The organism is Actinopolymorpha cephalotaxi (assembly GCF_013408535.1).
Taxonomy (GTDB): domain Bacteria; phylum Actinomycetota; class Actinomycetes; order Propionibacteriales; family Actinopolymorphaceae; genus Actinopolymorpha; species Actinopolymorpha cephalotaxi.
In genome coordinates, this window is sequence record NZ_JACBZA010000001.1 from 5,706,975 (window position 1) to 5,730,847 (window position 23,873).

The window sequence follows — 23,873 nt, forward strand, 5'->3', positions numbered from 1 at the left end:
TCACCACCGATGCCGAGCACCGACGTCGAACAGTCAGGTAAAGCCGGGCCCGTGCCCGCCCCGTCCGAGAGTCCCGGTGCAGCCTCGCCGCCTTCACGTACGGTGACATTCGGCGTCGGATTCCGCCGATCTCGCCGTTCGCCGCCCGCGCTCCGCATTGTTTGGCAAGCTGGGCAATCCGGGCCTTCGCTCACCGAGCGCGACCGGCCCGAAGCTGGACACCCCGAAGCTGGACACCCCGAAGCTGCACACACCGACGGGAACACCGACGACGCGGCACCGCGTACGAGCCTGGGAGGGCGGAGGTTGAGTTTCGCGGACGATCTGGCCCGGCGCGGGCGCGCGCTCGCCCGGCAGCGCCTCTCTCCGCGGGCCCGCCGGCGGCTGCGTGAACTCCAACGGGCCGTGCTCGGCCGGCAGACCGCGATCGTGGCCCGGACCGGCCTGAGCGCTGCCCGGGCGAGCCTCGGTGCCGGGGAGTACGCCGAGGCCGCGGCCCGCGTCGAGGCGGTGCTGCGGCGCGACCCGCGCGACGAGGCGGCACTCGACCTGGGGCTCCGGGTGGCGACGAAGCGGGGCGCGGTCACCGAGGCCGGGTCCTACGCGGTCGCCCGGGCCGAGCGCACCCAGCTGCCCGCGCACTGGCGGGAGGCCCGCAGGGCGGTCGGCCGGGCCACCGAGACCGACCCGCGCTGGCGGCCGGTGGTCACCGCACCCGCTCCGCGGGAGTACGACGCCCACCCGGGCCGGGTGCTCTACGTCGCCAAGGAGTCCAGGCCCTATCTGCACAACGGGTTCTGCACCAGGTCCCACGAGTCGCTGCGTGCTCTCGCCCGGGAGGGGTGGGACGTCGTGGGGGTCACCGAGCCCGGCTTCCCCGGCACGCTGGACGCGACCGACGGGTCGAACGCGACCGGCGCACCGGACCGCAGCGTGGTCGAGGGAGTGACGTACCACCATCTGCTGCCGAACGCCGGCCGCCGCCTGCGCGACCTCGGGCACGACGAGTACGCCAGCCTGGCCGCCGCCGCCCTCGCCGGGGTCGTCGCCCGCGAACGCCCCGCCCTGCTGCACGTCTCGTCCGGCCACCGGGGATACGAGACCGCGCTGGCCGCCGGCGCGGTCGCCCGCTGGGCCGGCCTCCCCTGGCTGTACGAGGTGCGCAGCTTCTTCGAGACGACCTGGACCTCCGACGCCGGCCTCGCCGAGACCGCGGAGTATCCCCGCCGCCGGTTCGCCACCGAGACCGCGATGATGCGCGAGGCCGACCTCATCCTCACGCTGTCGTCGCCGATGCGGGACGAGATCGTCGAACGCCACGGCATCCCGGCGGACAAGGTGCGGGTGGTGCCCAACGGCGTCGACCTCGACCGGTTCGCACCCCGCCCGCGCGACCCCGCCCTGCGCCGCAAGCTGGGGTTGACGGACACGTTCACCCTCGGCTACGTGAGCAACCTGTCCCACCCGCGGGAGGGACAGGAGGTGCTGATCGAGGCGGTGGCCCGGCTGCGGGCGCGGGGACGCGCGGTGACCGGGCTGCTGGTCGGCGACGGCGGCCGGCGCGGCGCGCTGGAGGACCTGGCCCGGCGCCTCGACGTGGCCGAGCACGTGGTCTTCACCGGCAACGTCCCCTTCGACGAGGTGGCCGGGCACTACGCCCAGATCGACCTGTTCGTGGTGCCACGGGTGGACGAGCGCGCCGCCCGGATGGTCTCGCCGATGAAGCCGTTCGAGGCGATGGCGATGCGGGTTCCGGTCCTGGTCGCCGACCTGCCGGCGCTGACCGAGATCGTGGGCAGCACGCCCGAAGGTGCGGAAGGCCAACGTGGGCTGACGTTCCGGGCCGGCCAGGCGGGCGCTCTGGCGGCCGCGGCCGCGGAACTGATGGACGACGTACCCACCCGTCAATTGCTGGTTGACAACGCCGCGAAGTGGGTCGCCACCGAGCGTTCCTGGGACGCGGTGGCCGGCGCCTTCGCCCAGGCGTACGCCGACCTGCTGCGGCCCCGCCGCCCGGATCGATGGGGCCCACAGGCGCGCCCGGGACGCACCGCGGAGGAGGGATCGGCGTGCTGATCACCCGGCGCCTCGGGCACGAACCCGCCCTGGCCGTCGACGACGCGGCCCGCGCGCTGGCCGGGCACGACTGGACCCGGCCCGACGGCGCGCTGTTCGGATACTTCCCGGTCGCACGCGGAAACCCCTTCCAGGACATGCTCTACTCCCGGCTGCGCCCCGCCGGGCTCACACCGCTGCCGACGTACGACCTCGGCACCACCCGGCAGGTCGCCTCCATGGTCGCGGGCGCGGGCGTGGACTTCGTGGTCCACCTGCACTGGCTGAACGTCGTACTCGCGAAGGCACGCGACGAGGCCGACGCCCGCGACCGGGTGAAGGAGTTCCTCGACGGCCTGGCACAGCTGTGCGACACCGGCGCACGGCTGCTGTGGACGGTGCACAACATCCTTCCGCACGAGACCCGCTACCCCGACCTGGACGCCGAGCTACGGCAGGGCGTGGTCTCCCTGGCCGAGCGCGTGCACGTGATGAGCCCACGCACCCGCGAGCTGGTCGCGCCGTGGTTCGACATCCCCGCGCACAAGGAGCTGTCGATCCCGCATCCGTGCTACCAGGACGCCTACCCGTCGTGGATGCCACGCGCGCAGGCCCGGGCCGAACTCGGGCTGCCGGACGGCACCACCGTCTTCCTGCTGCTCGGCCGGGTCCAGCCGTACAAGGGGATCACCGAACTCCTCGACGCGTTCGACCTCTTGTGTGAACGCGAACCCGGGCGGTACGCCCTGCTCGTCGCCGGGCCGGCCGGCTCCGACCCGGAGACGCTGGCGTTCCGGGACCGGCTGCTGGCGCACCCCACCGCGCACGCCTCACTCTGGAAGATCCCGGTGGAGGAGATGCAGGTCTACCTGCGAGCGGCCGACATCGCGGTGCTTCCGTACCGCCGTTCGCTGAACTCCGGCGCCCGCGCGCTCGCGCTCACGTTCGGGCTGCCCGCGGTGGTCCGTGACGACGCGGCACCCGGGCTACGGCTGGAGGCGAACCACACGCTGCGGTACGACGGAAGGACCGCCGCAAGCACCGCGGCCGGCAGCGTCGACGGCCTGCTCGAAGCGCTCGCCGAGGCTGGGCGGGTGCTCACCACGCCTCAGGCCCGGGCGAGCGCCGCCGCGGCAGCCGCCCGGCTTGCCCCCGCCCGGGTGTCGGCCGCCTTCGCCGCCGCCGTGCGCGGATGGCTCGACCCCACACCGGCCCCGGAGCATCTCGCCGAGCACCTCGTCCCGGAGCACATCCCCGGACACGTCCAGGGGCAGGACCCAGAACACGTCCAAGGAGGAACACCGTGACCGTCGTGCACATCACCGGCGCCCGTCCGAACTTTCCCAAGGCCGCCCCGGTCCTGGCCGCGCTCGCCCGGCTCGGAGTCGAGCAGCGGCTGGTGCACACCGGGCAGCACTACGACGACCGGATGTCGGAGATCTTCTTCCAGGAGCTGGACCTGCCCCGCCCGGACGTCAACCTCGGCGTCGGCTCGGGTTCGCACGCGAGCCAGACGGCCGCGGTGATGGTCGCGCTGGAGAAGCTGTTCACCGGCGAGCCACCCGAGCTCGTCGTGGTGTACGGCGACGTCAACTCCACCGTGGCGGCGGCGCTGGTCTGCGCGAAGATCGGCGTACCACTGGCACACGTGGAGGCCGGGCTGCGCAGCTTCGACCCGACCATGCCGGAGGAGGTCAACCGCAAGGTCACCGACGCGCTGTCCGAGCTCGCGTTCGTCACCAGCCCGGAGGCGATCGGCCACCTGGCCCGCGAGGGCGTGCCGGACGACCGGATCCACCTGGTCGGCAACCCGATGATCGACACGCTGCTCACCCACCTGGACCGGTTCGAGCCCGGGCCCGCCCAGGAGGCGCACGGGCTGACCGGCCGGTACGCCGTGGCCACCCTGCACCGTCCCGGCAACGTCGACAGCGATGCGCAGGCCCGCACGCTGGTGCAGGCGATGCACAAGTGCGCCGACCTGATGCCGATCCTGGTCCCGCTGCACCCGCGCGGCCGGACCCGGCTGCTCGAGCTCGGCTTCGCCGACCACCCGGACATCCGGGTCGTGGACCCGCTGGGGTACGTCGAGTTCATGTCGCTCGTCCGCGGCGCCGAGGCGGTCCTCACCGACTCCGGCGGCGTGCAGGAGGAGACCACCGTGCTCGGCGTACCCTGCCTCACTCTTCGCCCATCCACCGAACGCCCGGCGACCATCACCCACGGCACCAACCGGCTGGTACGCGCGGACACCCTGCCGGCCGAGCTGGCCCAGATCGCCGACCGCGGGCGCCCGTCGTCGTGGCCGGTGCCGCCACTGTGGGACGGGCAGGCCGGGCCGCGCATCGCCGCGATCGTCTCCTCCTGGCTGACCGACCGCTCGGCTCCGGCGAGCGTGGCGGGCGCGGCCGACACCCCCGGATGAGCGACGCCGCCCCGGCGCGCCGGATCGTCCTGGCCACCAGCAACGGCACCGGCATGGGGCACCTGGCCCGGCAGGCCGCCGTCGCGCTCGCGCTCCAGGACACGGTGGACGCCGAACCGCTCGTCTTCTCCCTGTCCCAGGCCGTGCATGTGGTGACCCGGCACGGACTGCGGGCGGAGTACTGCCCGAGCCACCACCGGAACTGGATGCCGCACCTGTCCTGGCACGGGTACCTCGCCGCGCGCGTCGGCGCGCTGCTGGCCGAGACGGGCGCCGACACGTTCGTCTTCGACGGGGTGGCGCCCTACCTCGGGCTGCTCCGGGCCCGGGCCGCGCACCCGGACGTCGCGTTCGTCTGGGTACGCCGCGGAATGTGGCGGCCTGGCGCCAACCGGCGGGCGCTGGCCGCCGAACCGTTCTTCGACCTGGTCGTCGAGCCCGGCGACCTGGCCGCCGAGGCCGACCACGGCGCCACCGCCGGGCGCCGGAACGCCGTCCGGGTGCCGCCGATCAGCGTCTGGCCCCGGAGCCGGCCACTGCCGCGACCGGAGGCGGCGGCCGCGCTCGGTCTCGACCCGGACCGGCCGACCGCCCTGGTCACCCTCGGCGCCGGCTCGATCAACGACGCGGTCACTCCCGCACTGGCCGCGATCCGGACCTTCCTCGACCGTCCCGAGTGGCAGGTGGCGGTGACCCGGGCACCACTGGCGCGGTCCGGGCTGCCGCCTGCGGAGGCGGCCCGGGTGCACGAACTGGTGGGCGTCTACCCGCTGGCCCGTCACCTCGCGGCGTTCGACGCGGCGGTGAGCGCGGCCGGCTACAACGCGGTACACGAGTTGCTGCCGGCCGGGGTGCCGACCGTTCTGGTGCCGAACGCCGCCACCGCCACCGACGACCAGCAGGCCCGGTCCGCGGCGGTGGCCCGGGCGGGATTGGCCGTACTCGCGGCCGATGACACCGCGGCCGCGGTCGCCGAGGCGTGTGCGCTGCTGCTGGAGCCGTCCCGGCGGGCCGAGCTGGCTCTCGCGTGCGCGCGGCTGCCGACGCCGACCGGTGACCTGGCCACGGCGGAACGGTTGCGCGACCTCGGCGGCTTCACCGGCCACCGGCCGGGCCGCACCGAACGGTTACGGACGTTCGACCTGGAAGCCCGGGCGGGTGTGATGCGCGCGCTCGGACCGGCCGGAACCTCGGCGGTACGCCGGGCTCTGGGCCGGCTGCCGGTCCCCGGACCCACGCGGCCGCTGACCGTACGGCCGATCGTCACCGACCGGCTGGACCCGGCCGAACTACGCGGCGAACACCCGGTCGAGCACGTGCTGCCGGGCTCCTCCCCGGCGTACCGCGCCCGGCGGCTAGCGATCGCACACTCCGTCTACCGGTGGCCGGCCGAGGCCGACCCGAACGAACCGAACGAACCGGACGAACGGCCGGCCGTCGCCGACCACGTCTGACGTCGGGCCCCGGAACGGCCACCCGCCCGCGCCGGAGTCCCGCCGCCGGGCGACCGGGCGTCCCCTCCGCGCCCGGTCGCCCGCAATCCGATGCCGAAGCAGTCAGAGCCGGTCCGATCCGCGCCCGCACACTCCGACGTGGACGGTCAGAGCCGGCCCGATCCGGCGGCCGCGCGACGGCCGTCGGCCCCGACCGGCACCACCTCGACCCGGGCCGTGTCCGCGGGCAGCTTCGCCGCGTAGAACGCCGACCCGGTGGTGGCGCCCAGCCAGGTGCGGTCCCCGCGGGCGGTCACCGCCTCGACCTCGTAGCGCGTACCCTCACCGGCCCGGGAGACCCAGTGCACGCGCACGCCGTCACCGGAGCGTTCGGCCTCGACGTTCACCGGCGCGGCCGGAGGCCGGGACCCGTGGCCGAGCAGTGCGAACTCGCCGACGTGGACGTCCAGGTCCGGCTGCGCGCCGCGCAGGCGCAGGCCCACGCTGACGAGCGCCCGGCCGCCGAACCGTCCCAGCGCCGCGGTGTGGGTGCGCCACCGGGTCCCGGTGTCCCCGAGCGGTACGACGACATCGCGGCCCGGCTGGTCGGCGAACCGGAGAACGGCGTCCCAGCTCGCGTCACCCGTCGCCGTCACCCGGAGCCTGGTGTCCCGGCCGACCGTCAGCCGCGTCGCGTACAGCGGGATGGTGGTGGGTTCGGTGAGGTCACCGCGGATGTGCAGGGACGAGCCTCCCCGCCAGGCCTGGCCGTGGTCCAGGTCGACGGTCAGCGGTGCCCCCCGAACGATCCAGCGCCAGGTCGGCAGGACGTCCTGGGCGCTGAGGTTGTTCCAGTCGCCGCGCTGCCACACCTTCCCGTCGTACGCCCAGAGCCGGCCGCGGCCGTCGCCGAACCTGGTGACGAACGGCGTGTGGGTCACCACCGCGTGCTCGGCGACCTTGGTCGACACTCCTCGCCAGCCGTCGGCGTCTGCGCCGGAGGTGCTCGGGTCGTCGTCCGCGCCGACCCAGAAGCGGGCGTCCCGCTCGGCGTACTGCGACCTGTCGTCGGTGCCGGTGAGGGTGAAGTCGGGCCGGTACAACGCGAGGGAAACACCGGATCCGTTGCCGCCGTCGGGGAACAGCGTGTCGAAGTAGCTCTGCACCGCGAACTGCCGCCAGCCCACGTCCACACCGGCGTGCAGGTCGGCCGGATCGCGGCCCATCGCCTTCGCGTGTGCGGCCGAGGAGGCCAGCCGGTCCGCGTTCCAGCCGTAGTTGAGGAACATCAGGTCCGAGACGGCGAAGAAGCCGTCATTGGCGTCGGTGAGCGCGTCCTGCCAGTCCACCTCGCCGGACTCGACCATCGAGTCGTACCACAGCACCTGCTGGCCCTGCGCTTTGAGCTCGACCAGGAAGTCGCGCATGTCCGCGGCCAGCGCGGGGTCCGCCCCCTCGGTCTCCTGGTTGACGAACCAGCCGTCGAAACCGTAGTAGTCGGCCGCCTCCGCCAGCTTGGCCGCGGCGGGGAAATGGCCGGCGGCGTCGCGGGTGAGGAGCTGGCGTACCCATTCCAGCTTTCCGCCGTACACGGTGGGCGGGAGGAAGACGGTGCCGAGGACCGGTACGCCGTTGCGGTGGGCCGCGTCGACCACGGTCGGATTAGGCGCGAGGATCAGGCCCTCGCCGGCGGATCCGCCCCAGAACACCAACGTGTCGAGGTACTGCCAGAAGTCGGAGGTGTAGTAGTCGAAGTCGGCCGACCCCTGGGACGGGTTGCCGTCGGTGTTGGCGAACACCGAGAGCGCCATCACCCGGCGGGGCCTCGCCAGTGGGTTGGCGGTCGTCAAACGGTCCGTGACCCGACCGGCCAGGGGAGTAGTGCTGCGGTTGTACGCAGCGTCCGGATCGCTGGACGGGCTCCAGGCGAGCAGCTCCTCCGGGAACCAGTTGGGCGCGTAGGGCTGGCCCACGCCGGCGGACGGGGCCGAACTCGCGCGTCCCGTCCTCGCGGTCGCCGGCGTACCCGCACCCGTCGTACCCGTCGCCGGCGTACCCGTCGCCGTCACGCGGGTAGCGGCCGTACTTGCCGGCGTCACGCGGGTCGCCGTCGTACTTGCCGCGCTCACCGCGCCGGGCGCCATCGCCGCGCCGAGGAGTCCGACTGCCAGTGCCACCCCGGCAGTCCGGCCGAACCTCGCTGTGGATCTCCCCATCGTCGACCTCGCCGTCTGCCGGGCAGCTGCCGGCCCCGTTGCCGCGGACAATCCCGCGGGTGTTCGGGTTCGGCACACCGCCTGGTGCATGGCCAGGCCAAGCTGCCCTACGTCGACCCACGGTGAAGTGGATCATGGTGCGCCGACCCGGCCGAGGGCAAGGGAAGCACCAATGACGGCCACATCTGGCGAGGTGAACGGGCGACCGTGAAAGGCGGCAAAAAGGTCCGGAAATGACTGAGGGCCACCCCGTGTGGGGTGGCCCTCAACCAATGTATGTCCGGCGGCGTCCTACTCTCCCACAGGATCCCTCCTGCAGTACCATCGGCGCTGAAGAGCTTAACTTCCGGGTTCGGAATGGGACCGGGTGTTTCCCCTTCGCCATGACCGCCGTAACGCTGTGAAGATGTGAACCAGCAACCACAACTGCCGGGCCCACACAAACTCCCCGACCTACTTGGCCGGTGTTGTGTGGCGGGGTGGGTGGTTCGTTTCTTCAGAACCGCATAGTGGACGCACAGTCTTTGTTTCGCAGGTCACGTGTGTGGTGCTCACACCCGCGAAAGGTGTGGTGTGTGACAAGCCCTCGGCCTATTAGTACCAGTCAGCTTCACGAGTCTTTAGTCCTCGCTTCCACATCTGGCCTATCAACCCAGTCGTCTTCTGGGGGCCTTACCCGGTTAACCCGGTGGGAGACCTCATCTTGAAGCGTGCTTCCCGCTTAGATGCCTTCAGCGGTTATCACTTCCGAACGTAGCCAACCAGCCGTGCTCTTGGCAGAACAACTGGCACACCAGAGGTTCGTCCGTCCCGGTCCTCTCGTACTAGGGACAGCCCTTCTCAAGTCTCCTGCGCGCACAGCGGATAGGGACCGAACTGTCTCACGACGTTCTAAACCCAGCTCGCGTACCGCTTTAATGGGCGAACAGCCCAACCCTTGGGACCTGCTCCGGCCCCAGGATGCGACGAGCCGACATCGAGGTGCCAAACCATGCCGTCGATATGGACTCTTGGGCAAGATCAGCCTGTTATCCCCGGGGTACCTTTTATCCGTTGAGTCACGGCGCTTCCACGTGCCACCGTAAGATCACTAGTCCCGACTTTCGTCCCTGCTCGACCTGTCGGTCTCACAGTCAAGCTCCCTTGTGCACTTGCACTCGCCACCTGATTGCCAACCAGGCTGAGGGAACCTTTGGGCGCCTCCGTTACATTTTGGGAGGCAACCGCCCCAGTTAAACTACCCACCAGGCACTGTCCCTGATCCGGATAACGGACCGAGGTTAGACAGCCAATACGATCAGAGTGGTATTTCAACGTTGACTCCACCCGAACTGGCGTCCAGGCTTCACAGTCTCCCACCTATCCTACACAAACCGAACCGACCACCAATACCAAGCTGTAGTAAAGGTCCCGGGGTCTTTCCGTCCTGCTGCGCGTAACGAGCATCTTTACTCGTAGTGCAATTTCGCCGGGTCCGTGGTTGAGACAGCGCCCAAGTCGTTACGCCATTCGTGCAGGTCGGAACTTACCCGACAAGGAATTTCGCTACCTTAGGATGGTTATAGTTACCACCGCCGTTTACTGGCGCTTAAGTTCTCAGCTTCGACCGTGAGGTCTAACCGGTCCCCTTAACGTTCCAGCACCGGGCAGGCGTCAGTCCGTATACATCGTCTTGCGACTTCGCACGGACCTGTGTTTTTAGTAAACAGTCGCTTGGGCCTGGTCTCTGCGACCTTCACCGCTGCAGGGAGCAAGTCCCCTCACGGATCCGGTCCCCCTTCTCCCGAAGTTACGGGGGCATTTTGCCGAGTTCCTTAACCACGGTTCGCCCGATCGCCTTGGTATTCTCTACCTGACCACCTGTGTCGGTTTGGGGTACGGGCGGCCTTGTCACTCACTAGAGGTTTTTCTCGGCAGCATGGGATCACTCACTTCGCCTCAATCGGCTCGGCATCAGGTCTCAGACATCATGAGACGCGGATTTACCAACGCCTCGTCCTACGCCTTTGCCCGCGGATCAGCTTTCGCCTACCATCGCCGCGTAGAGCTACCCTCCTGCGTCACCCCATCGCTTGCCTACTACCGGATCGGTTCACGCGCTCACCCAGAACAACCCCGAAAGGTCGAACCAGACTCGGGCGCTTAGCATCACCGGGCTCAGCATGGGCGCGACAAAGCCGGTACGGGAATATCAACCCGTTGTCCATCGACTACGCCTGTCGGCCTCGCCTTAGGTCCCGACTTACCCAGGGCGGATTAGCCTGGCCCTGGAACCCTTGGTCATTCGGCGGAGGAGTTTCTCACTCCTCTTTCGCTACTCATGCCTGCATTCTCACTCGTGTAGCATCCACGACTGGGTCACCCCGCCGCTTCACACGCCACACGACGCTCCCCTACCCATCCACACGTCTGGACCCCACCCCGAAAGGTAAGGGCCGAACAATACGTGAATGCCACAGCTTCGGCGGTTCGCTTGAGCCCCGCTACATTGTCGGCGCAGAATCACTTGACCAGTGAGCTATTACGCACTCTTTCAAGGGTGGCTGCTTCTAAGCCAACCTCCTGGTTGTCTCTGCGACTCCACATCCTTTTCCACTTAGCGAACGCTTAGGGGCCTTAGCTGGTGATCTGGGCTGTTTCCCTCTCGACTATGAAGCTTATCCCCCACAGTCTCACTGCCGCGCTCTCACCTACCGGCATTCGGAGTTTGGCTGATTTCGGTAAGCTTGTCGGCCCCCTAGACCATCCAGTGCTCTACCTCCGGTAGGAAACACGCGACGCTGCACCTAAATGCATTTCGGGGAGAACCAGCTATCACGGAGTTTGATTGGCCTTTCACCCCTACCCACAGGTCATCCCCCGGCTTTTCAACGCCGGTGGGTTCGGGCCTCCACGCGGTCTTACCCGCGCTTCACCCTGCCCATGGGTAGATCACTCCGCTTCGGGTCTAGAGCACGCGACTCAAACGCCCTGTTCGGACTCGCTTTCGCTACGGCTTCCCCACACGGGTTAACCTCGCCACGCACCACTAACTCGCAGGCTCATTCTTCAAAAGGCACGCCGTCACACCCCACAAAGGGAATGCTCCGACGGATTGTAGGCACCCGGTTTCAGGAACTATTTCACTCCCCTCCCGGGGTACTTTTCACCTTTCCCTCACGGTACTAGTGCACTATCGGTCACCAGAAAGTATTTAGGCTTGGCGGGTGGTCCCGCCAGATTCACACAGGATTTCACGGGTCCCGTGCTACTTGGGAACACGTCCAGGAGCCACCACGTTACGTCTACAGGGGTATCACCTGCTATGCCGGGACTTTCCAGACCCTTCGACTTCCGCAGCGGTTTATAACTCCTCGCCAGATCAGCAGCTCCGACAAGACGGTCCCACAACCCCGCATAGGCAACACCTGCCAGCTATCACACCTACACGGTTTAGCCTCTTCCGCTTTCGCTCGCCGCTACTCACGGAATCACAATTGTTTTCTCTTCCTGCGGGTACTGAGATGTTTCACTTCCCCGCGTTCCCTCCGAACGCCCTATGTGTTCAGGCGCCGGTGACTGGACATGACTCCAGCCGGGTTTCCCCATTCGGACACCCCCGGATCACAGCTCGGTTGCCAACTCCCCGGGGCTTTTCGCAGGCTCCTACGTCCTTCATCGGCTTCTGGTGCCAAGGCATCCACCGAGTGCCCTTACTAACTTGTCACAACAAACAGACACACAGTTCTCGGCAAAACAAAGATGCTCGCGTCCACTATGCAGTTCTCAAGAAACGAACGGAAACCACCCCACAACCACCGCGCACCACCCGAAACAACCCCGAACGAGAAACATCCCGCCGGCGAAACCCGGGCGGCCGTCCGGTGAAGGAACGGCCCGACAACCAAAGAAACCCGACCACACAACCCGGCGGAAAAACCGCCGGCCATGGCCTGATCCCTCAGGACCCAACAACGTGCCTCAGCGCCACCCACAGCCCACGCCCCGCTCCACACATCTCCACCAAACAGGCGAAGACGCAGTACTAGGCCACGTGAAAACCGTGGGTAAACACCCACTAGCCGATGCTCCACTAAATGAGCTCACCGCTCCGACACACTCGGCCGGACAACGGCGCCCTGGACAACCACCCCGAAGAGCAGCCGCCAGAAAAGCTCCTTAGAAAGGAGGTGATCCAGCCGCACCTTCCGGTACGGCTACCTTGTTACGACTTAGTCCTAATCGCCAGCCCCACCTTCGACGGCTCCATCCCACAAGGGGTTAGGTCACCGGCTTCGGGTATTGCCGACTTTCATGACTTGACGGGCGGTGTGTACAAGGCCCGGGAACGTATTCACCGCGGCGTTGCTGATCCGCGATTACTAGCGACTCCAACTTCACGGGGTCGAGTTGCAGACCCCGATCCGAACTGAGGCCGGCTTTTAGGGATTCGCTCCACCTTACGATTTCGCAGCCCATTGTACCGACCATTGTAGCATGTTTGCAGCCCTGGACATAAGGGGCATGATGACTTGACCTCATCCCCACCTTCCTCCGAGTTGACCCCGGCAGTCTCCTATGAGTTCCCGGCATTACCCGCTGGCAACATAGGACGAGGGTTGCGCTCGTTGCGGGACTTAACCCAACATCTCACGACACGAGCTGACGACAGCCATGCACCACCTGTGCAGAGCCCTTACGGACCCCGTATCTCTACGAGATTTCTCTGCATGTCAAACCCAGGTAAGGTTCTTCGCGTTGCATCGAATTAAGCAACATGCTCCGCCGCTTGTGCGGGCCCCCGTCAATTCCTTTGAGTTTTAGCCTTGCGGCCGTACTCCCCAGGCGGGGCGCTTAATGCGTTAGCTGCGGCACGGAGGACGTGGAAGTCCCCCACACCTAGCGCCCAACGTTTACGGCGTGGACTACCAGGGTATCTAATCCTGTTCGCTCCCCACGCTTTCGCTCCTCAGCGTCAGGTAAGGCCCAGAGAGCCGCCTTCGCCACCGGTGTTCCTCCTGATATCTGCGCATTCCACCGCTACACCAGGAATTCCACTCTCCCCTGCCTACCTCTAGTCTGCCCGTATCGAAAGCAAGTCCGGAGTTAAGCCCCGGATTTTCACTTTCGACGCAACAAACCGCCTACGAGCCCTTTACGCCCAATAATTCCGGACAACGCTCGCGCCCTACGTGTTACCGCGGCTGCTGGCACGTAGTTGGCCGGCGCTTCTTCTGCGGGTACCGTCACTTGCGCTTCGTCCCCGCTGAAAGAGGTTTACAACCCGAAGGCCGTCATCCCTCACGCGGCGTTGCTGCATCAGGCTTCCGCCCATTGTGCAATATTCCCCACTGCTGCCTCCCGTAGGAGTCTGGGCCGTGTCTCAGTCCCAGTGTGGCCGGTCGCCCTCTCAGGCCGGCTACCCGTAAAAGCCTTGGTAGGCCATCACCCCACCAACAAGCTGATAGGCCGCGAGCCCATCTTCAGCCAATAAATCTTTCCACCCCCACCCATGCAGGCAAGAGTCATATCCGGTATTAGACCCAGTTTCCCAGGCTTATCCCAGAGCTGAAGGCAGGTTGCTCACGTGTTACTCACCCGTTCGCCGCTCGAGTACCCCGAAGGGCCTTTCCGCTCGACTTGCATGTGTTAAGCACGCCGCCAGCGTTCGTCCTGAGCCAGGATCAAACTCTCCGTTGAAAACCAACAAAAAGCCACCCCAGCAAACAAACAACCCGAAGGTCGCCTGTCACCAAAGGAATCCGCGACAAAACACCACACAAACCCTCAGACAAAAAGCCCTCAGGCCCGCACAGCATTCTGCCAACGGGGCAAAAAACACTGCATCGACTTTCGGCACGCTGTTGAGTTCTCAAGGATCAGACACACACCAGAACCCAACTTCTCAGCCCGGCTCCAGGGCAACTCCTCTACGTTACTTGCTCCGACCATCCGTGTCAACTCGGCTGTTCGGGGCACCCTCAAGATCCACTCAGAACGCCGAAGCGCTCCTGCGTTGATCTCTTTGGGGTGGTCGCTGGTCCGGCCACCTTTCGGTGTCCCGCTCTCTCAGCGACCCGGTAAACCTTACCGATCTCGTCGCCGCCCGGCAAATCGGGCTCTTCGTGACCGGCTCGCCTGGATCCTACGTCCGCCACACAGCTGTGTGACGTCCGGTATGTCCCTGCGAAGTGGCCGCCGTTCCGGCCGCCTTTCGGCGTCCCGCTCTCCGGCGACTCGTAGAAGTTACATGGTCGTCTTGTGGTGGTCAACTTGGGGGTCGACCATGCGCCGGCACCCGAGCACCGGACCCCGCAGAGGGGTCCCGACGGGCGCGGGGCAGACGCCCGGCAGGCCGGACAGGAACACCCCGACCAGCGGCGACAGGTCGCACTTCACCTGTCGCCGCCGACCGGGGCGCTGGTCCCGTCCGGAGCATGCCGACCGGTTCACCTACACCGGCCGCGGCCTACTGCCGGCTACTTCTGCTCGCCACGCTTGTCGTCGTCGACGACCTCGCCCTCCACGACGTCGTCCCCACCGCCGGTGGGAGCGTCCCCTGTCGCGCCGGTGCCGTCGGGTCCGTCGGTGTGGTCGGCCGCCTCGCCGGTCGGGGCACCCTGCGCCTGCTCGGCGTTGGCGTAGATCGCCGAACCGATCTTGGTGCGCGACTCCGACAGCTTGTCGAACGCCGCCTTCACCGCGTCCGTGTCCTCACCCTCGAGGGCCTTCTTCAGCGCCGAGACGTCCTGCTCGACCTCCGACTTCACCTCGGCCGGAACGCTGTCGGGGTTGTCCGCGACGAACTTCTCCGTCTGGTAGATCAGCGAGTCCGCCTGGTTGCGCAACTCCGCTGCCTCACGCCGGAGACGGTCCTCCTCGGCGTACTGCTCCGCGTCCCGCACCATCCGCTCGATGTCGTCCTTGGGGAGAGCCGACCCACCCGTGACCGTCATCTTCTGCTCACGACCCGTGCCCAGGTCCTTCGCCGACACGTGCACGATGCCGTTCGCGTCGATGTCGAAGGAGACCTCGATCTTGGGCACGCCGCGCGGCGCCGGTGCGATCCCGGTGAGCTCGAAGTTGCCGAGGGACTTGTTGTCGGCCGCCATGGCCCGCTCGCCCTGGAACACCTCGATCAGGACGGACGGCTGCCCGTCGGCCGCGGTGGAGAAGACCTCCGACTTGGTGGTCGGGATCGTGGTGTTGCGCTCGATGATCTTGGTGAAGATGCCGCCCTGGCCCGACAGCCGGCCGGACGCGATGCCGAGGGACAGGGGAGTGACATCCAACAACAGGACATCCTTCACCTCACCCCGCAACACACCCGACTGCAACGACGCACCAATCGCCACCACCTCATCAGGATTCACACCCTTGTGAGGCTCCTTACCACCCGTCAACTCCCGCACCAACTCAGCCACCGCAGGCATCCGCGTCGAACCACCCACCAGAATCACGTGATCGATCTTCGCCACCTCGACCCCGCCATCCCGCAACACCTGCTGGAACGGACGACGACACCGCTCCAACAAATCCCCCGTCAACCGCTGGAACTCAGCACGAGTCAACTTCTCGTCCAAATGCAACGGACCCGACTCACCCAACGTCACATACGGCAGATTGATCGACGTCTCCGACGCCGACGACAACTCGATCTTCGCCTTCTCCGCAGCCTCCGTCAGCCGCTGCTTCGCGATCTTGTCCGCCCCAAGATCCACACCATGCTTGTTCTTGAACTGACCCACCAGCCAGTCCACGATCTTCGAATCCCAGTCATCCCCACCCAGAAGGTTGTCACCCGAGGTCGCCTTCACCTCGAACACACCCTCACCAATCTCCAACAACGACACATCAAACGTGCCACCACCCAGATCGAACACCAGAATCGTCTGATCCGACCCCTTGTCCAACCCATACGCCAACGCAGCCGCCGTCGGCTCATTGATGATCCGCTGAACATTCAGCCCAGCAATCTCACCAGCCTCCTTCGTCGCCTGACGCTGCGCATCCGAAAAATACGCCGGCACGGTAATCACCGCATCCGTCACCGACTCCCCCAGATACGCCTCCGCATCACGCTTCAACTTCTGCAACACAAACGCAGAAATCTGCTGCGCCGTAAACGGCTTCCCATCCACAGACGCCGACCAATCCGACCCCATATGACGCTTCACCGAACGAATCGTCCGATCAACATTCGTCACCGCCTGCCGCTTCGCCACCTCCCCCACCAACACCTCACCATTCTTCGCAAACGCCACCACCGACGGAGTCGTCCGCGCACCCTCCGCATTCGTCACAACCGTCGGCTCCCCACCCTCAAGAACCGCCACCACAGAATTCGTCGTACCAAGATCGATACCGACCGAACGAGACATAACCACAAGCCTCCGAGCGAGATTGGGGTGCGGCGCCCGTGGAGGGCGCCGCACCGGGTGTTGTCACCGATGAAGAGGGGAACCCGGCCGGCCGGCCGGATCGAATGGAGATCGAGATGGAGATCAGGAAGGACGTCGAGTCGACGTCGAGCGGACAGTGGTCGGTGCCCCCGTCGGGGGCGGGCCGGGTCAGGCGACCCGGGCGGGTTCGGGTGGTGCCAGCTCGATCTCCAGGGAGTCGTTGGCGTCGTTGACGTCGACGAGGACGCGGTTGCCGTCGCGGACCTCACCGGCGAGCAACTTGCGGGCCAGGCCGTCGCCGATCGCCGACTGCACCAGCCGTCGGAGCGGGCGGGCGCCGTACACCGGGTCGTAGCCGGTCAGCGCCAGCCACTCCTTCGCACCGTCGGTGACCTCGAGCCGGATCCGCCGGTCACCCAGCCTCCGGGCGAGGGCGGCGATCTGGAGCTCGACGATCCGGGTGAGCTCCTCCGAGCCCAGCGGGTCGAACAGCACCACCTCGTCCAGGCGGTTGAGGAACTCCGGCTTGAACGACGTGCGGACGACGTTCATCACCAGGTCGCGCTTCTTCTCCTCCGCCAGCGCCGGGTCGGCGAGGTACTGCGAACCCAGGTTGCTGGTGAGGATCAGGATCACGTTGCGGAAGTCGACCGTGCGGCCCTGCCCGTCGGTCAGCCGGCCGTCGTCGAGCACCTGCAGGAGTACGTCGAAGACCTCCGGGTGGGCCTTCTCCACCTCGTCCAGCAGGATCACGGAGTACGGGCGGCGGCGGACGGCCTCGGTCAGCTGACCGCCCTCCTCGTAGCCGACGTAACCGGGCGGCGCGCCGACCAGGCGGGCCACCGAGTGCTTCTCCGCGTACTCGCTCATGTCGATCCGCACCATCGCGCGCTCGTCGTCGAAGAGGAACTCCGCCAGCGCCTTGGCCAGCTCGGTCTTGCCGACGCCGGTCGGCCCGAGGAACAGGAACGATCCGGTCGGCCGGTCCGGGTCGGACACGCCGGCCCGGGCACGGCGTACGGCGTCCGACACCGCGGCCACGGCTCGGCGCTGCCCGATCAGCCGGTGCCCGAGTTCGTCCTCCATCCGCAGCAGCTTGCCGGTCTCGCCCTCCAGCAGCCGGCCGGTGGGGATGCCGGTCCAGGCGGACACCACCTCGGCCACCTCGTCGGGACCGACCTCGTCGCGCACCATCGGCACGGTGTCGGTGACCTCGACCGGCGCCTCACTGGCCTCCCGCAGCTCCTTCTCCAGCTGGGGGATCTCGCCGTAGAGGATGCGCGCCGCGGTCTCCAGGTCGCCCTCGCGCTGGGCGCGCTCGGACTGCACCCGCAGGTCGTCCAGCCGCTGCTTGACCTCGCCCACGTGGTTGAGGCCGGACTTCTCCTTGTCCCACCGGGCCTCCAGCCCGCGCAGCGTCTCCTCGCGGTCGGCGAGCTCGGCGCGCAGCGTGGCCAGGCGCTCCTGGCTGGCGGCGTCGTCCTCCTTGGACAGGGCCAGCTCCTCCATCCGCATCCGGTCGACCTGCCGGCGCAGCTCGTCGATCTCCACCGGGCTGGAGTCGATCTCCATCCGGAGCCGGCTGGCCGACTCGTCCACCAGGTCGATCGCCTTGTCCGGCAGCTTGCGCCCGGTGATGTACCGGTTGGACAGGGTTGCCGCGGCGACCAGGGCGGCGTCGGCGATCTGCACCTTGTGGTGCGCCTCGTACCGCTCGCGCAGGCCGCGCAGGATCGCGATGGTGTCCTCGACGGACGGCTCGCCGACGAACACCTGCTGGAACCGGCGTTCGAGGGCGGGGTCCTTCTCGATCCGCTGGCGGTACTCGTCCAGCGTCGTCGCGCCGATCATCCGCAGCTCGCCGCGGGCCAGCATCGGCTTGAGCATGTTGCCCGCGTCCATCGAGCTGTCGCCGGAGGCACCCGCGCCGACGACGGTGTGGAGTTCGTCGATGAACGTGATGACCTGGCCGTTGCTCTCCTTGATCTCGTTGAGTACGGCCTTCAGGCGTTCCTCGAACTCACCGCGGTACTTCGCGCCGGCCACCATCGAACCCAGGTCGAGCGCCACCAACCGGCGGCCCTTCAGCGACTCGGGAACGTCACCGGCGACGATGCGCTGGGCGAGCCCCTCCACGACGGCGGTCTTGCCGACGCCGGGCTCGCCGATCAGCACGGGGTTGTTCTTGGTACGCCGGGACAGCACCTGGACCACCCGGCGCACCTCGGAGTCCCGGCCGATCACCGGGTCGAGCTTGCCCTCGCGGGCGCTTTCGGTGAGGTCTACGGAGTACTTCGCCAGCGCCTTGTAGGTGCCCTCGGGGTCCGGCGTGGTCACCCGCGCGGAGCCACGGACCTGGGCGAACGCCGCCAGCAGGGCCTCGGCATTGGCGCCGGCCCGGGTCAGGACGTCCTTGGCGGGCCCGCCCACGGTCGCGAGCCCGACCAGGAGGTGCTCGGTGGAGACGTACTCGTCACCGAGCTCGGTCGCCTGGTCCTGGGCGACCTGCATCACCTGGTAGAGCGGACGGGACAGTCCCGGCGCCTGGACGGTCGACCCGCTCGCCGCCGGCAGCCGCTCGGCCGCGGCGTCGGCGGACTTCTCCACCGTCCGGCGGTCGGCGCCGACCGCCTCGAGGAGGCCCGCCGCGGTGCCTTCCGGCTCGGCGACGAGCGCGCTGAGCAGGTGGACGGGCTCCACGGCCGGGTTGCCGCCGTTGGCGGCCCGGCGGATCGCGGCCGAGAGCGCGTCCTGGCTCTTGGTCGTCAGTTTCTGTGCATCCATGGTTTCCGTGTCCCCGGTCTGGGTGTTCCCTGTCTGGATGTCCCGTGTCTGGGTGTCTGGGTGTCTGCGGTGCAGGCCCCCGTCGTCATCGGTCTTCTGCTGGCTGAACCATCACGAAGTTGAGTCCATTCCACTCAACTTCGTGATCGTGCCGGGCCCTGGGTCATGGTGGTCCGCGAGATCAGGGCTGTCGCCGGCGCCGAGTCCGGCCCTTCCAGACCACGACGGCCTGGCTCGGGCGGGGCAGCAGCTCGGGGAGGAAGGCCGCCTGCTCGGCGGCGCGTTCGAACATCAGCCGGGCGTCCTCGAGAGCGCCTTCCAGCTCCTGCACCCGACCGCCGAGCGCCTCGACGACGGACTCCAGCTCGAGAATCCGGCGCACGCCCTCCAGGCCGATGCCTGCGGCGGTGAGCTCGATGACGTGCCGCAGGGTCTCGATGTCACGGAGGGAGTAGCGCCGGCCCCCGCCCCCCGACCGGCCCGGCCGAACCAGGCCGAGCCGGTCGTAGGTGCGAAGGGTCTGCGGGTGCAGGCCGGTGAGCTCGGCCGCGACGCTGATGACGTACACCGGCGTCTCGGCGTCCATCGACACGTCGAAGGCCGGCCGGGAGCGGCGTGAGCCGTCCGGCGCGCCGGCACGGGTACCCGTCATCGGACGCCTTCCTTCCCGTCGTACTCACCGCGCGCCGCGTCGCTTCCGGTCGCCCGGCGGTAGGCGTCGAGGGCTTCCCGGGCCTTGTCGTCGAGATGGTCCGGAACGACCACCTCCACGGTGACCAGCAGGTCGCCCTTGGTGCCGTCCCGGCGGGCCGCTCCCTTGCCGCGTACGCGGAACGTACGGCCGTTGGGTGTGCCCGGCGGGACCTTCAGGGTGACCAGCGGGCCGGCGAGCGTGGGCACCTTCACCTCACCACCGAGCGCCGCCTCGGGGAACGAGATCGGCACGGTGACGGTGAGGTGCTCGCCCTTGCGGCCGAACCGCTCGTCCGCCTGTACGTGCACGGTGACGTACAGGTCGCCGGCCGGTCCGCCCCGCTCGCCCGCGGCGCCCTTGGCGCGCAGGCGGATGCGCTGGTTGTCGTACACCCCGGCCGGGATGCGCACCTGCATCGTGCGGGCCGACTCCGCCCGGCCCGAACCGTGGCAGGTGGGGCACGGGTTGTCGACCACCAGGCCGCGGCCCCGGCAGGAGCGGCACGGCTCGGTCATCGCCAGCCGGCCGCCCTGGGAGGTGGCCCGCATCCCGACGCCCTCGCAGTCCGGGCACACCCGCGGCATCGTGCCGGCCTTCGCGCCGGTGCCCGAACACGCCGGGCACGGCGCGTCGCTGGTCATCCGGAGCGGGACCGTCACACCGTCGACCGCGTCCCGGAAGCCGATGGTGACCTCGGTCTCCACGTCGGCGCCCCGGCGCGGGCGGGTGCCCGGCGGGGTCCGGGTGCGCCCGCCGGTGAAGATGCCACCGAGGATGTCGCCCAGACCGCCGCCCCCGCGGTTGCCGCCCTGCTGCTGGGTGAAGATGTCGCCGAGGTCGAACGGAAAACCGCCGCCGGCCTGGCCGCCGGCTCCTCCGCCGCCGCCGGGGAAGCGGAACCCGCCTCCACCGAACAGCGACCGAGCCTCGTCGTACTCCTTGCGCTTGGCCGGGTCGGAGAGGACGGAGTAGGCCTCGGAAACCTCCTTGAACCGCTCCTCCGCCTTGGCGTCACCCCGGTTGGCGTCGGGGTGGTTGGCCCGGGCGAGCTTGCGGTAGGACTTTTTGATCTCCTCGGGCTTCGCATCCTTGGAGACGCCGAGCACCTTGTAGAAGTCCTTCTCGAGCCATTCCTTGGTGCCCATGGTGCTCCCCACCTCCCCCTTGCTCAGCCGTTGTCGGTCGGCGGCTGGTCATCGGCGCCCGCCGTGGCACCTTCGTCCGCCCCGGCGGCCGGCTCGGCGTCGGCGCTCTGCGCCGCCTGCTCCGGCGGCAGCCCGACGGTGGGTTCGGTGACCGCGACCCGGGCCGGCCGCAGCACCCGCTCGCCCAGCCGGTAGCCCGGCTGGAGGATGGCCGAGCACGTCGGCCCCGACACGTCGTCGGAGTACGCGTGCATGAGCGCGTCGTGCACCCGCGGATCGAACTCGTCGCCGGCCTCGCCGAACTTCACCAGCCCGAGCTTGGACAACGAGGTTTCCAGCGCCTCGGACACCGCCTTGAACCCGCCGGACAACTCCTCGTGCTCACGGGCCCGGCCGATGTCGTCGAGGACCGGGAGGAGTTCGGTCAGCACGCTGCCGACGGCGTGTTCCTGGTTGGCCTGCCGGTCGCGGTCGACCCGCCGCTTGTAGTTGACGTACTCCGCCTGGAGCCGCTTGAGGTCGTTGGTGCGTTCGGCGACGGCCAGCTTGAGCGCCTCCACCTCCGCGGCGGACGCCGCGGAGGCCTCCTCGGCACCGCCAGGCTCACCGGTCGTGGCAGTGGCCCCCGCGTCGGGTTCGGCCGCTTCGCCGGCGCCGGGCGAAGGCGCGGTCGCGCGCGCCTCCTCCCGGATCTGCCCGGTGCGCGGGTCGATGCGCCGCCGGTCGTGGACCACGGGTCCTTCGTGTTCCTCGGCCTGGCTCACTTCTGACCGCCCTGTCCCTCGTCGCCCGCGGCACCGGCGGGCTTGTCGTCGTCGACGATCTCGGCGTCGACCACGTCGTCGTCCGCGGCGGCGGAGCCGTCACCGCTGCCGGTGGCGTCGCCGGCCTCGCCGGCCGGGGCGCCCTGGGACTGCTGGGCGTTGGCGTAGATCGCCGAACCCATCTTGGTGCGCGACTCCGACAGCTTGTCGAAGGCCGCCTTCAGCGCGTCGGCGTCCTCACCTTCGAGGGCCTTCTTCAAGGCCGCGGTGTCCTGCTCGACCTCCGACTTGACCTCGGCCGGAACGCTGTCGGGGTTGTCCGCGACGAACTTCTCCGTCTGGTAGACGAGGCTGTCGGCCTGGTTGCGAAGCTCCGCGGCCTCACGGCGGCTGCGGTCCTCCTCGGCGTACTGCTCCGCGTCCCGGACCATCCGGTCGATGTCGTCCTTCGGCAACGCCGATCCACCGGTGACCGTCATCTTCTGCTCACGACCCGTGCCCAGGTCCTTCGCCGACACGTGCACGATGCCGTTCGCGTCGATGTCGAACGCCACCTCGATCTGCGGGACGTTCCGGGGAGCGGGCGGCAGGCCGGTGAGCTCGAAGTTGCCGAGCGACTTGTTGTCCCGGGCCATTTCGCGTTCGCCCTGGAACACCTCGATCATCACCGAGGGCTGGTTGTCCTCGGCAGTCGTGAAGACTTCGGAACGCTTCGTGGGAATGGTGGTGTTGCGCTCGATGATCTTGGTGAACACGCCGCCCTTGGTGGCGATGCCGAGGGACAGGGGAGTGACATCCAACAACAGGACATCCTTCACCTCACCCCGCAACACACCCGACTGCAACGACGCACCAATCGCCACCACCTCATCAGGATTCACACCCTTGTGAGGCTCCTTACCACCCGTCAACTCCCGCACCAACTCAGCCACCGCAGGCATCCGCGTGGACCCACCCACAAGAATCACGTGATCGATCTTCGCCACCTCGACCCCGCCATCCCGCAACACCTGCTGGAACGGACGACGACACCGCTCCAACAAATCCCCCGTCAACCGCTGGAACTCAGCACGAGTCAACTTCTCATCCAAATGCAACGGACCCGACTCACCCAACGTCACATACGGCAGATTGATCGACGTCTCCGACGCCGACGACAACTCGATCTTCGCCTTCTCCGCAGCCTCCGTCAGCCGCTGCTTCGCGATCTTGTCCGCCCCAAGATCCACACCATGCTTGTTCTTGAACTGACCCACCAGCCAGTCCACGATCTTCGAATCCCAGTCATCCCCACCCAAAAGATTGTCACCCGAGGTCGCCTTCACCTCGAACACACCCTCACCAATCTCCAACAACGACACATCAAACGTGCCACCACCCAGATCGAACACCAGAATCGTCTGATCCGACCCCTTGTCCAACCCATACGCCAACGCAGCCGCCGTCGGCTCATTGATGATCCGCTGAACATTCAGCCCAGCAATCTCACCAGCCTCCTTCGTCGCCTGACGCTGCGCATCCGAAAAATACGCCGGCACGGTAATCACCGCATCCGTCACCGACTCCCCCAGATACGCCTCCGCATCACGCTTCAACTTCTGCAACACAAACGCAGAAATCTGCTGCGCCGTAAACGGCTTCCCATCCACAGACGCCGACCAATCCGACCCCATATGACGCTTCACCGAACGAATCGTCCGATCAACATTCGTCACCGCCTGCCGCTTCGCCACCTCCCCCACCAACACCTCACCATTCTTCGCAAACGCCACCACCGACGGAGTCGTCCGCGCACCCTCCGCATTCGTCACAACCGTCGGCTCCCCACCCTCAAGAACCGCCACCACAGAATTCGTCGTACCAAGATCGATACCGACCGAACGAGACATAACCACAAGCCTCCGAGTTGAGAGCCGCCGGCGGACGCCGTGCGGATGGATCTGGTGTCGTGTGTGCGATGCGCCTGCGTGATCGTG

Annotated in this window: 11 protein-coding genes and 3 rRNA genes; 4 read left to right on the top strand and 10 right to left on the bottom strand. The window is 67.7% G+C overall.

Annotated elements, in window-relative coordinates:
• Window positions 1-306: 306 nt before the first annotated feature.
• The 4 genes from FHR37_RS25410 to FHR37_RS25425 are packed head-to-tail and all read left to right on the top strand — an operon-like array spanning window position 307 to window position 5,934.
• Complete coding sequence (locus FHR37_RS25410) at window positions 307-2,076, top strand: glycosyltransferase family 4 protein (protein ID WP_092885858.1); 1,770 nt, start codon at window positions 307-309, stop codon at window positions 2,074-2,076.
• Window positions 2,070-3,362 carry a glycosyltransferase gene (locus FHR37_RS25415; RefSeq protein WP_175542655.1) on the top strand — a complete coding sequence of 431 codons (1,293 nt, stop codon included), beginning with the start codon at window positions 2,070-2,072 and terminating at the stop codon, window positions 3,360-3,362. The genes FHR37_RS25410 and FHR37_RS25415 overlap by 7 nt, the downstream gene beginning before the upstream one ends.
• Window positions 3,359-4,480, top strand: coding sequence for a non-hydrolyzing UDP-N-acetylglucosamine 2-epimerase (gene wecB, locus FHR37_RS25420; RefSeq protein ID WP_202818243.1), 1,122 nt, complete (start codon window positions 3,359-3,361; stop codon window positions 4,478-4,480). The genes FHR37_RS25415 and wecB overlap by 4 nt, the downstream gene beginning before the upstream one ends.
• Entirely contained in the window at window positions 4,477-5,934 is a 1,458-nt protein-coding gene (locus FHR37_RS25425; RefSeq protein ID WP_092885864.1) for a glycosyltransferase, read from the top strand. Before wecB ends, FHR37_RS25425 begins: the two co-directional genes overlap by 4 nt.
• Window positions 5,935-6,080: 146 nt before the next feature.
• Here the strand turns inward: FHR37_RS25425 and FHR37_RS25430 are convergent, their stop codons facing one another.
• The 10 genes from FHR37_RS25430 to dnaK (FHR37_RS25475) form a co-directional block, all read right to left on the bottom strand.
• Window positions 6,081-8,090 carry an endo-beta-N-acetylglucosaminidase gene (locus FHR37_RS25430; protein WP_330831769.1) on the bottom strand — a complete coding sequence of 670 codons (2,010 nt, stop codon included), beginning with the start codon at window positions 8,088-8,090 and terminating at the stop codon, window positions 6,081-6,083.
• A 317-nt stretch (window positions 8,091-8,407) separates the two neighbouring features.
• Window positions 8,408-8,524 (bottom strand): 5S ribosomal RNA (gene rrf / locus FHR37_RS25435).
• Between the two features lie 179 nt (window positions 8,525-8,703).
• Window positions 8,704-11,835 (bottom strand): 23S ribosomal RNA (locus FHR37_RS25440).
• Between the two features lie 456 nt (window positions 11,836-12,291).
• Window positions 12,292-13,808 (bottom strand): 16S ribosomal RNA (locus tag FHR37_RS25445).
• The 16S, 23S and 5S rRNA genes sit together here, the layout of an rRNA operon.
• 779 nt (window positions 13,809-14,587) lie before the next feature.
• Window positions 14,588-16,489 (bottom strand): molecular chaperone DnaK, encoded by a 1,902-nt coding sequence (gene dnaK / locus FHR37_RS25450; protein WP_179771026.1) that lies wholly within the window; start codon window positions 16,487-16,489, stop codon window positions 14,588-14,590.
• A gap of 189 nt (window positions 16,490-16,678) precedes the next feature.
• Complete coding sequence (clpB, locus tag FHR37_RS25455; RefSeq protein ID WP_179771027.1) at window positions 16,679-19,294, bottom strand: ATP-dependent chaperone ClpB; 2,616 nt, start codon at window positions 19,292-19,294, stop codon at window positions 16,679-16,681.
• Window positions 19,295-19,475: 181 nt separating this feature from the next.
• A complete protein-coding gene (locus FHR37_RS25460) occupies window positions 19,476-19,946 on the bottom strand; it encodes a heat shock protein transcriptional repressor HspR (protein WP_092890815.1) in 471 nt (156 codons plus the stop codon).
• Window positions 19,943-21,133, bottom strand: a complete 1,191-nt coding sequence (gene dnaJ, locus FHR37_RS25465; protein WP_092890818.1) for a molecular chaperone DnaJ — start codon at window positions 21,131-21,133, stop codon at window positions 19,943-19,945. The genes FHR37_RS25460 and dnaJ overlap by 4 nt, the downstream gene beginning before the upstream one ends.
• A 23-nt stretch (window positions 21,134-21,156) precedes the next feature.
• Window positions 21,157-21,897 carry a nucleotide exchange factor GrpE gene (grpE, locus tag FHR37_RS25470; protein WP_092890821.1) on the bottom strand — a complete coding sequence of 247 codons (741 nt, stop codon included), beginning with the start codon at window positions 21,895-21,897 and terminating at the stop codon, window positions 21,157-21,159.
• Window positions 21,894-23,786 carry a molecular chaperone DnaK gene (gene dnaK / locus FHR37_RS25475; RefSeq protein WP_179771028.1) on the bottom strand — a complete coding sequence of 631 codons (1,893 nt, stop codon included), beginning with the start codon at window positions 23,784-23,786 and terminating at the stop codon, window positions 21,894-21,896. Before dnaK (FHR37_RS25475) ends, grpE begins: the two co-directional genes overlap by 4 nt.
• Between the last annotated feature and the right edge of the window lie 87 nt (window positions 23,787-23,873).

Bases quoted from the DNA above. Each gene is read 5' to 3' on its own strand.
- FHR37_RS25425 (WP_092885864.1), top strand. From the start codon at position 4,477: ATGAGCGACGCCGCCCCGGCGCGCCGGATCGTCCTGGCCACCAGCAAC.
- FHR37_RS25460 (WP_092890815.1), bottom strand. From the start codon at position 19,946: ATGACGGGTACCCGTGCCGGCGCGCCGGACGGCTCACGCCGCTCCCGG.
- dnaK (WP_179771026.1), bottom strand. From the start codon at position 16,489: ATGTCTCGTTCGGTCGGTATCGATCTTGGTACGACGAATTCTGTGGTG.
- dnaK (WP_179771028.1), bottom strand. From the start codon at position 23,786: ATGTCTCGTTCGGTCGGTATCGATCTTGGTACGACGAATTCTGTGGTG.
- clpB (WP_179771027.1), bottom strand. From the start codon at position 19,294: ATGGATGCACAGAAACTGACGACCAAGAGCCAGGACGCGCTCTCGGCC.
- dnaJ (WP_092890818.1), bottom strand. From the start codon at position 21,133: ATGGGCACCAAGGAATGGCTCGAGAAGGACTTCTACAAGGTGCTCGGC.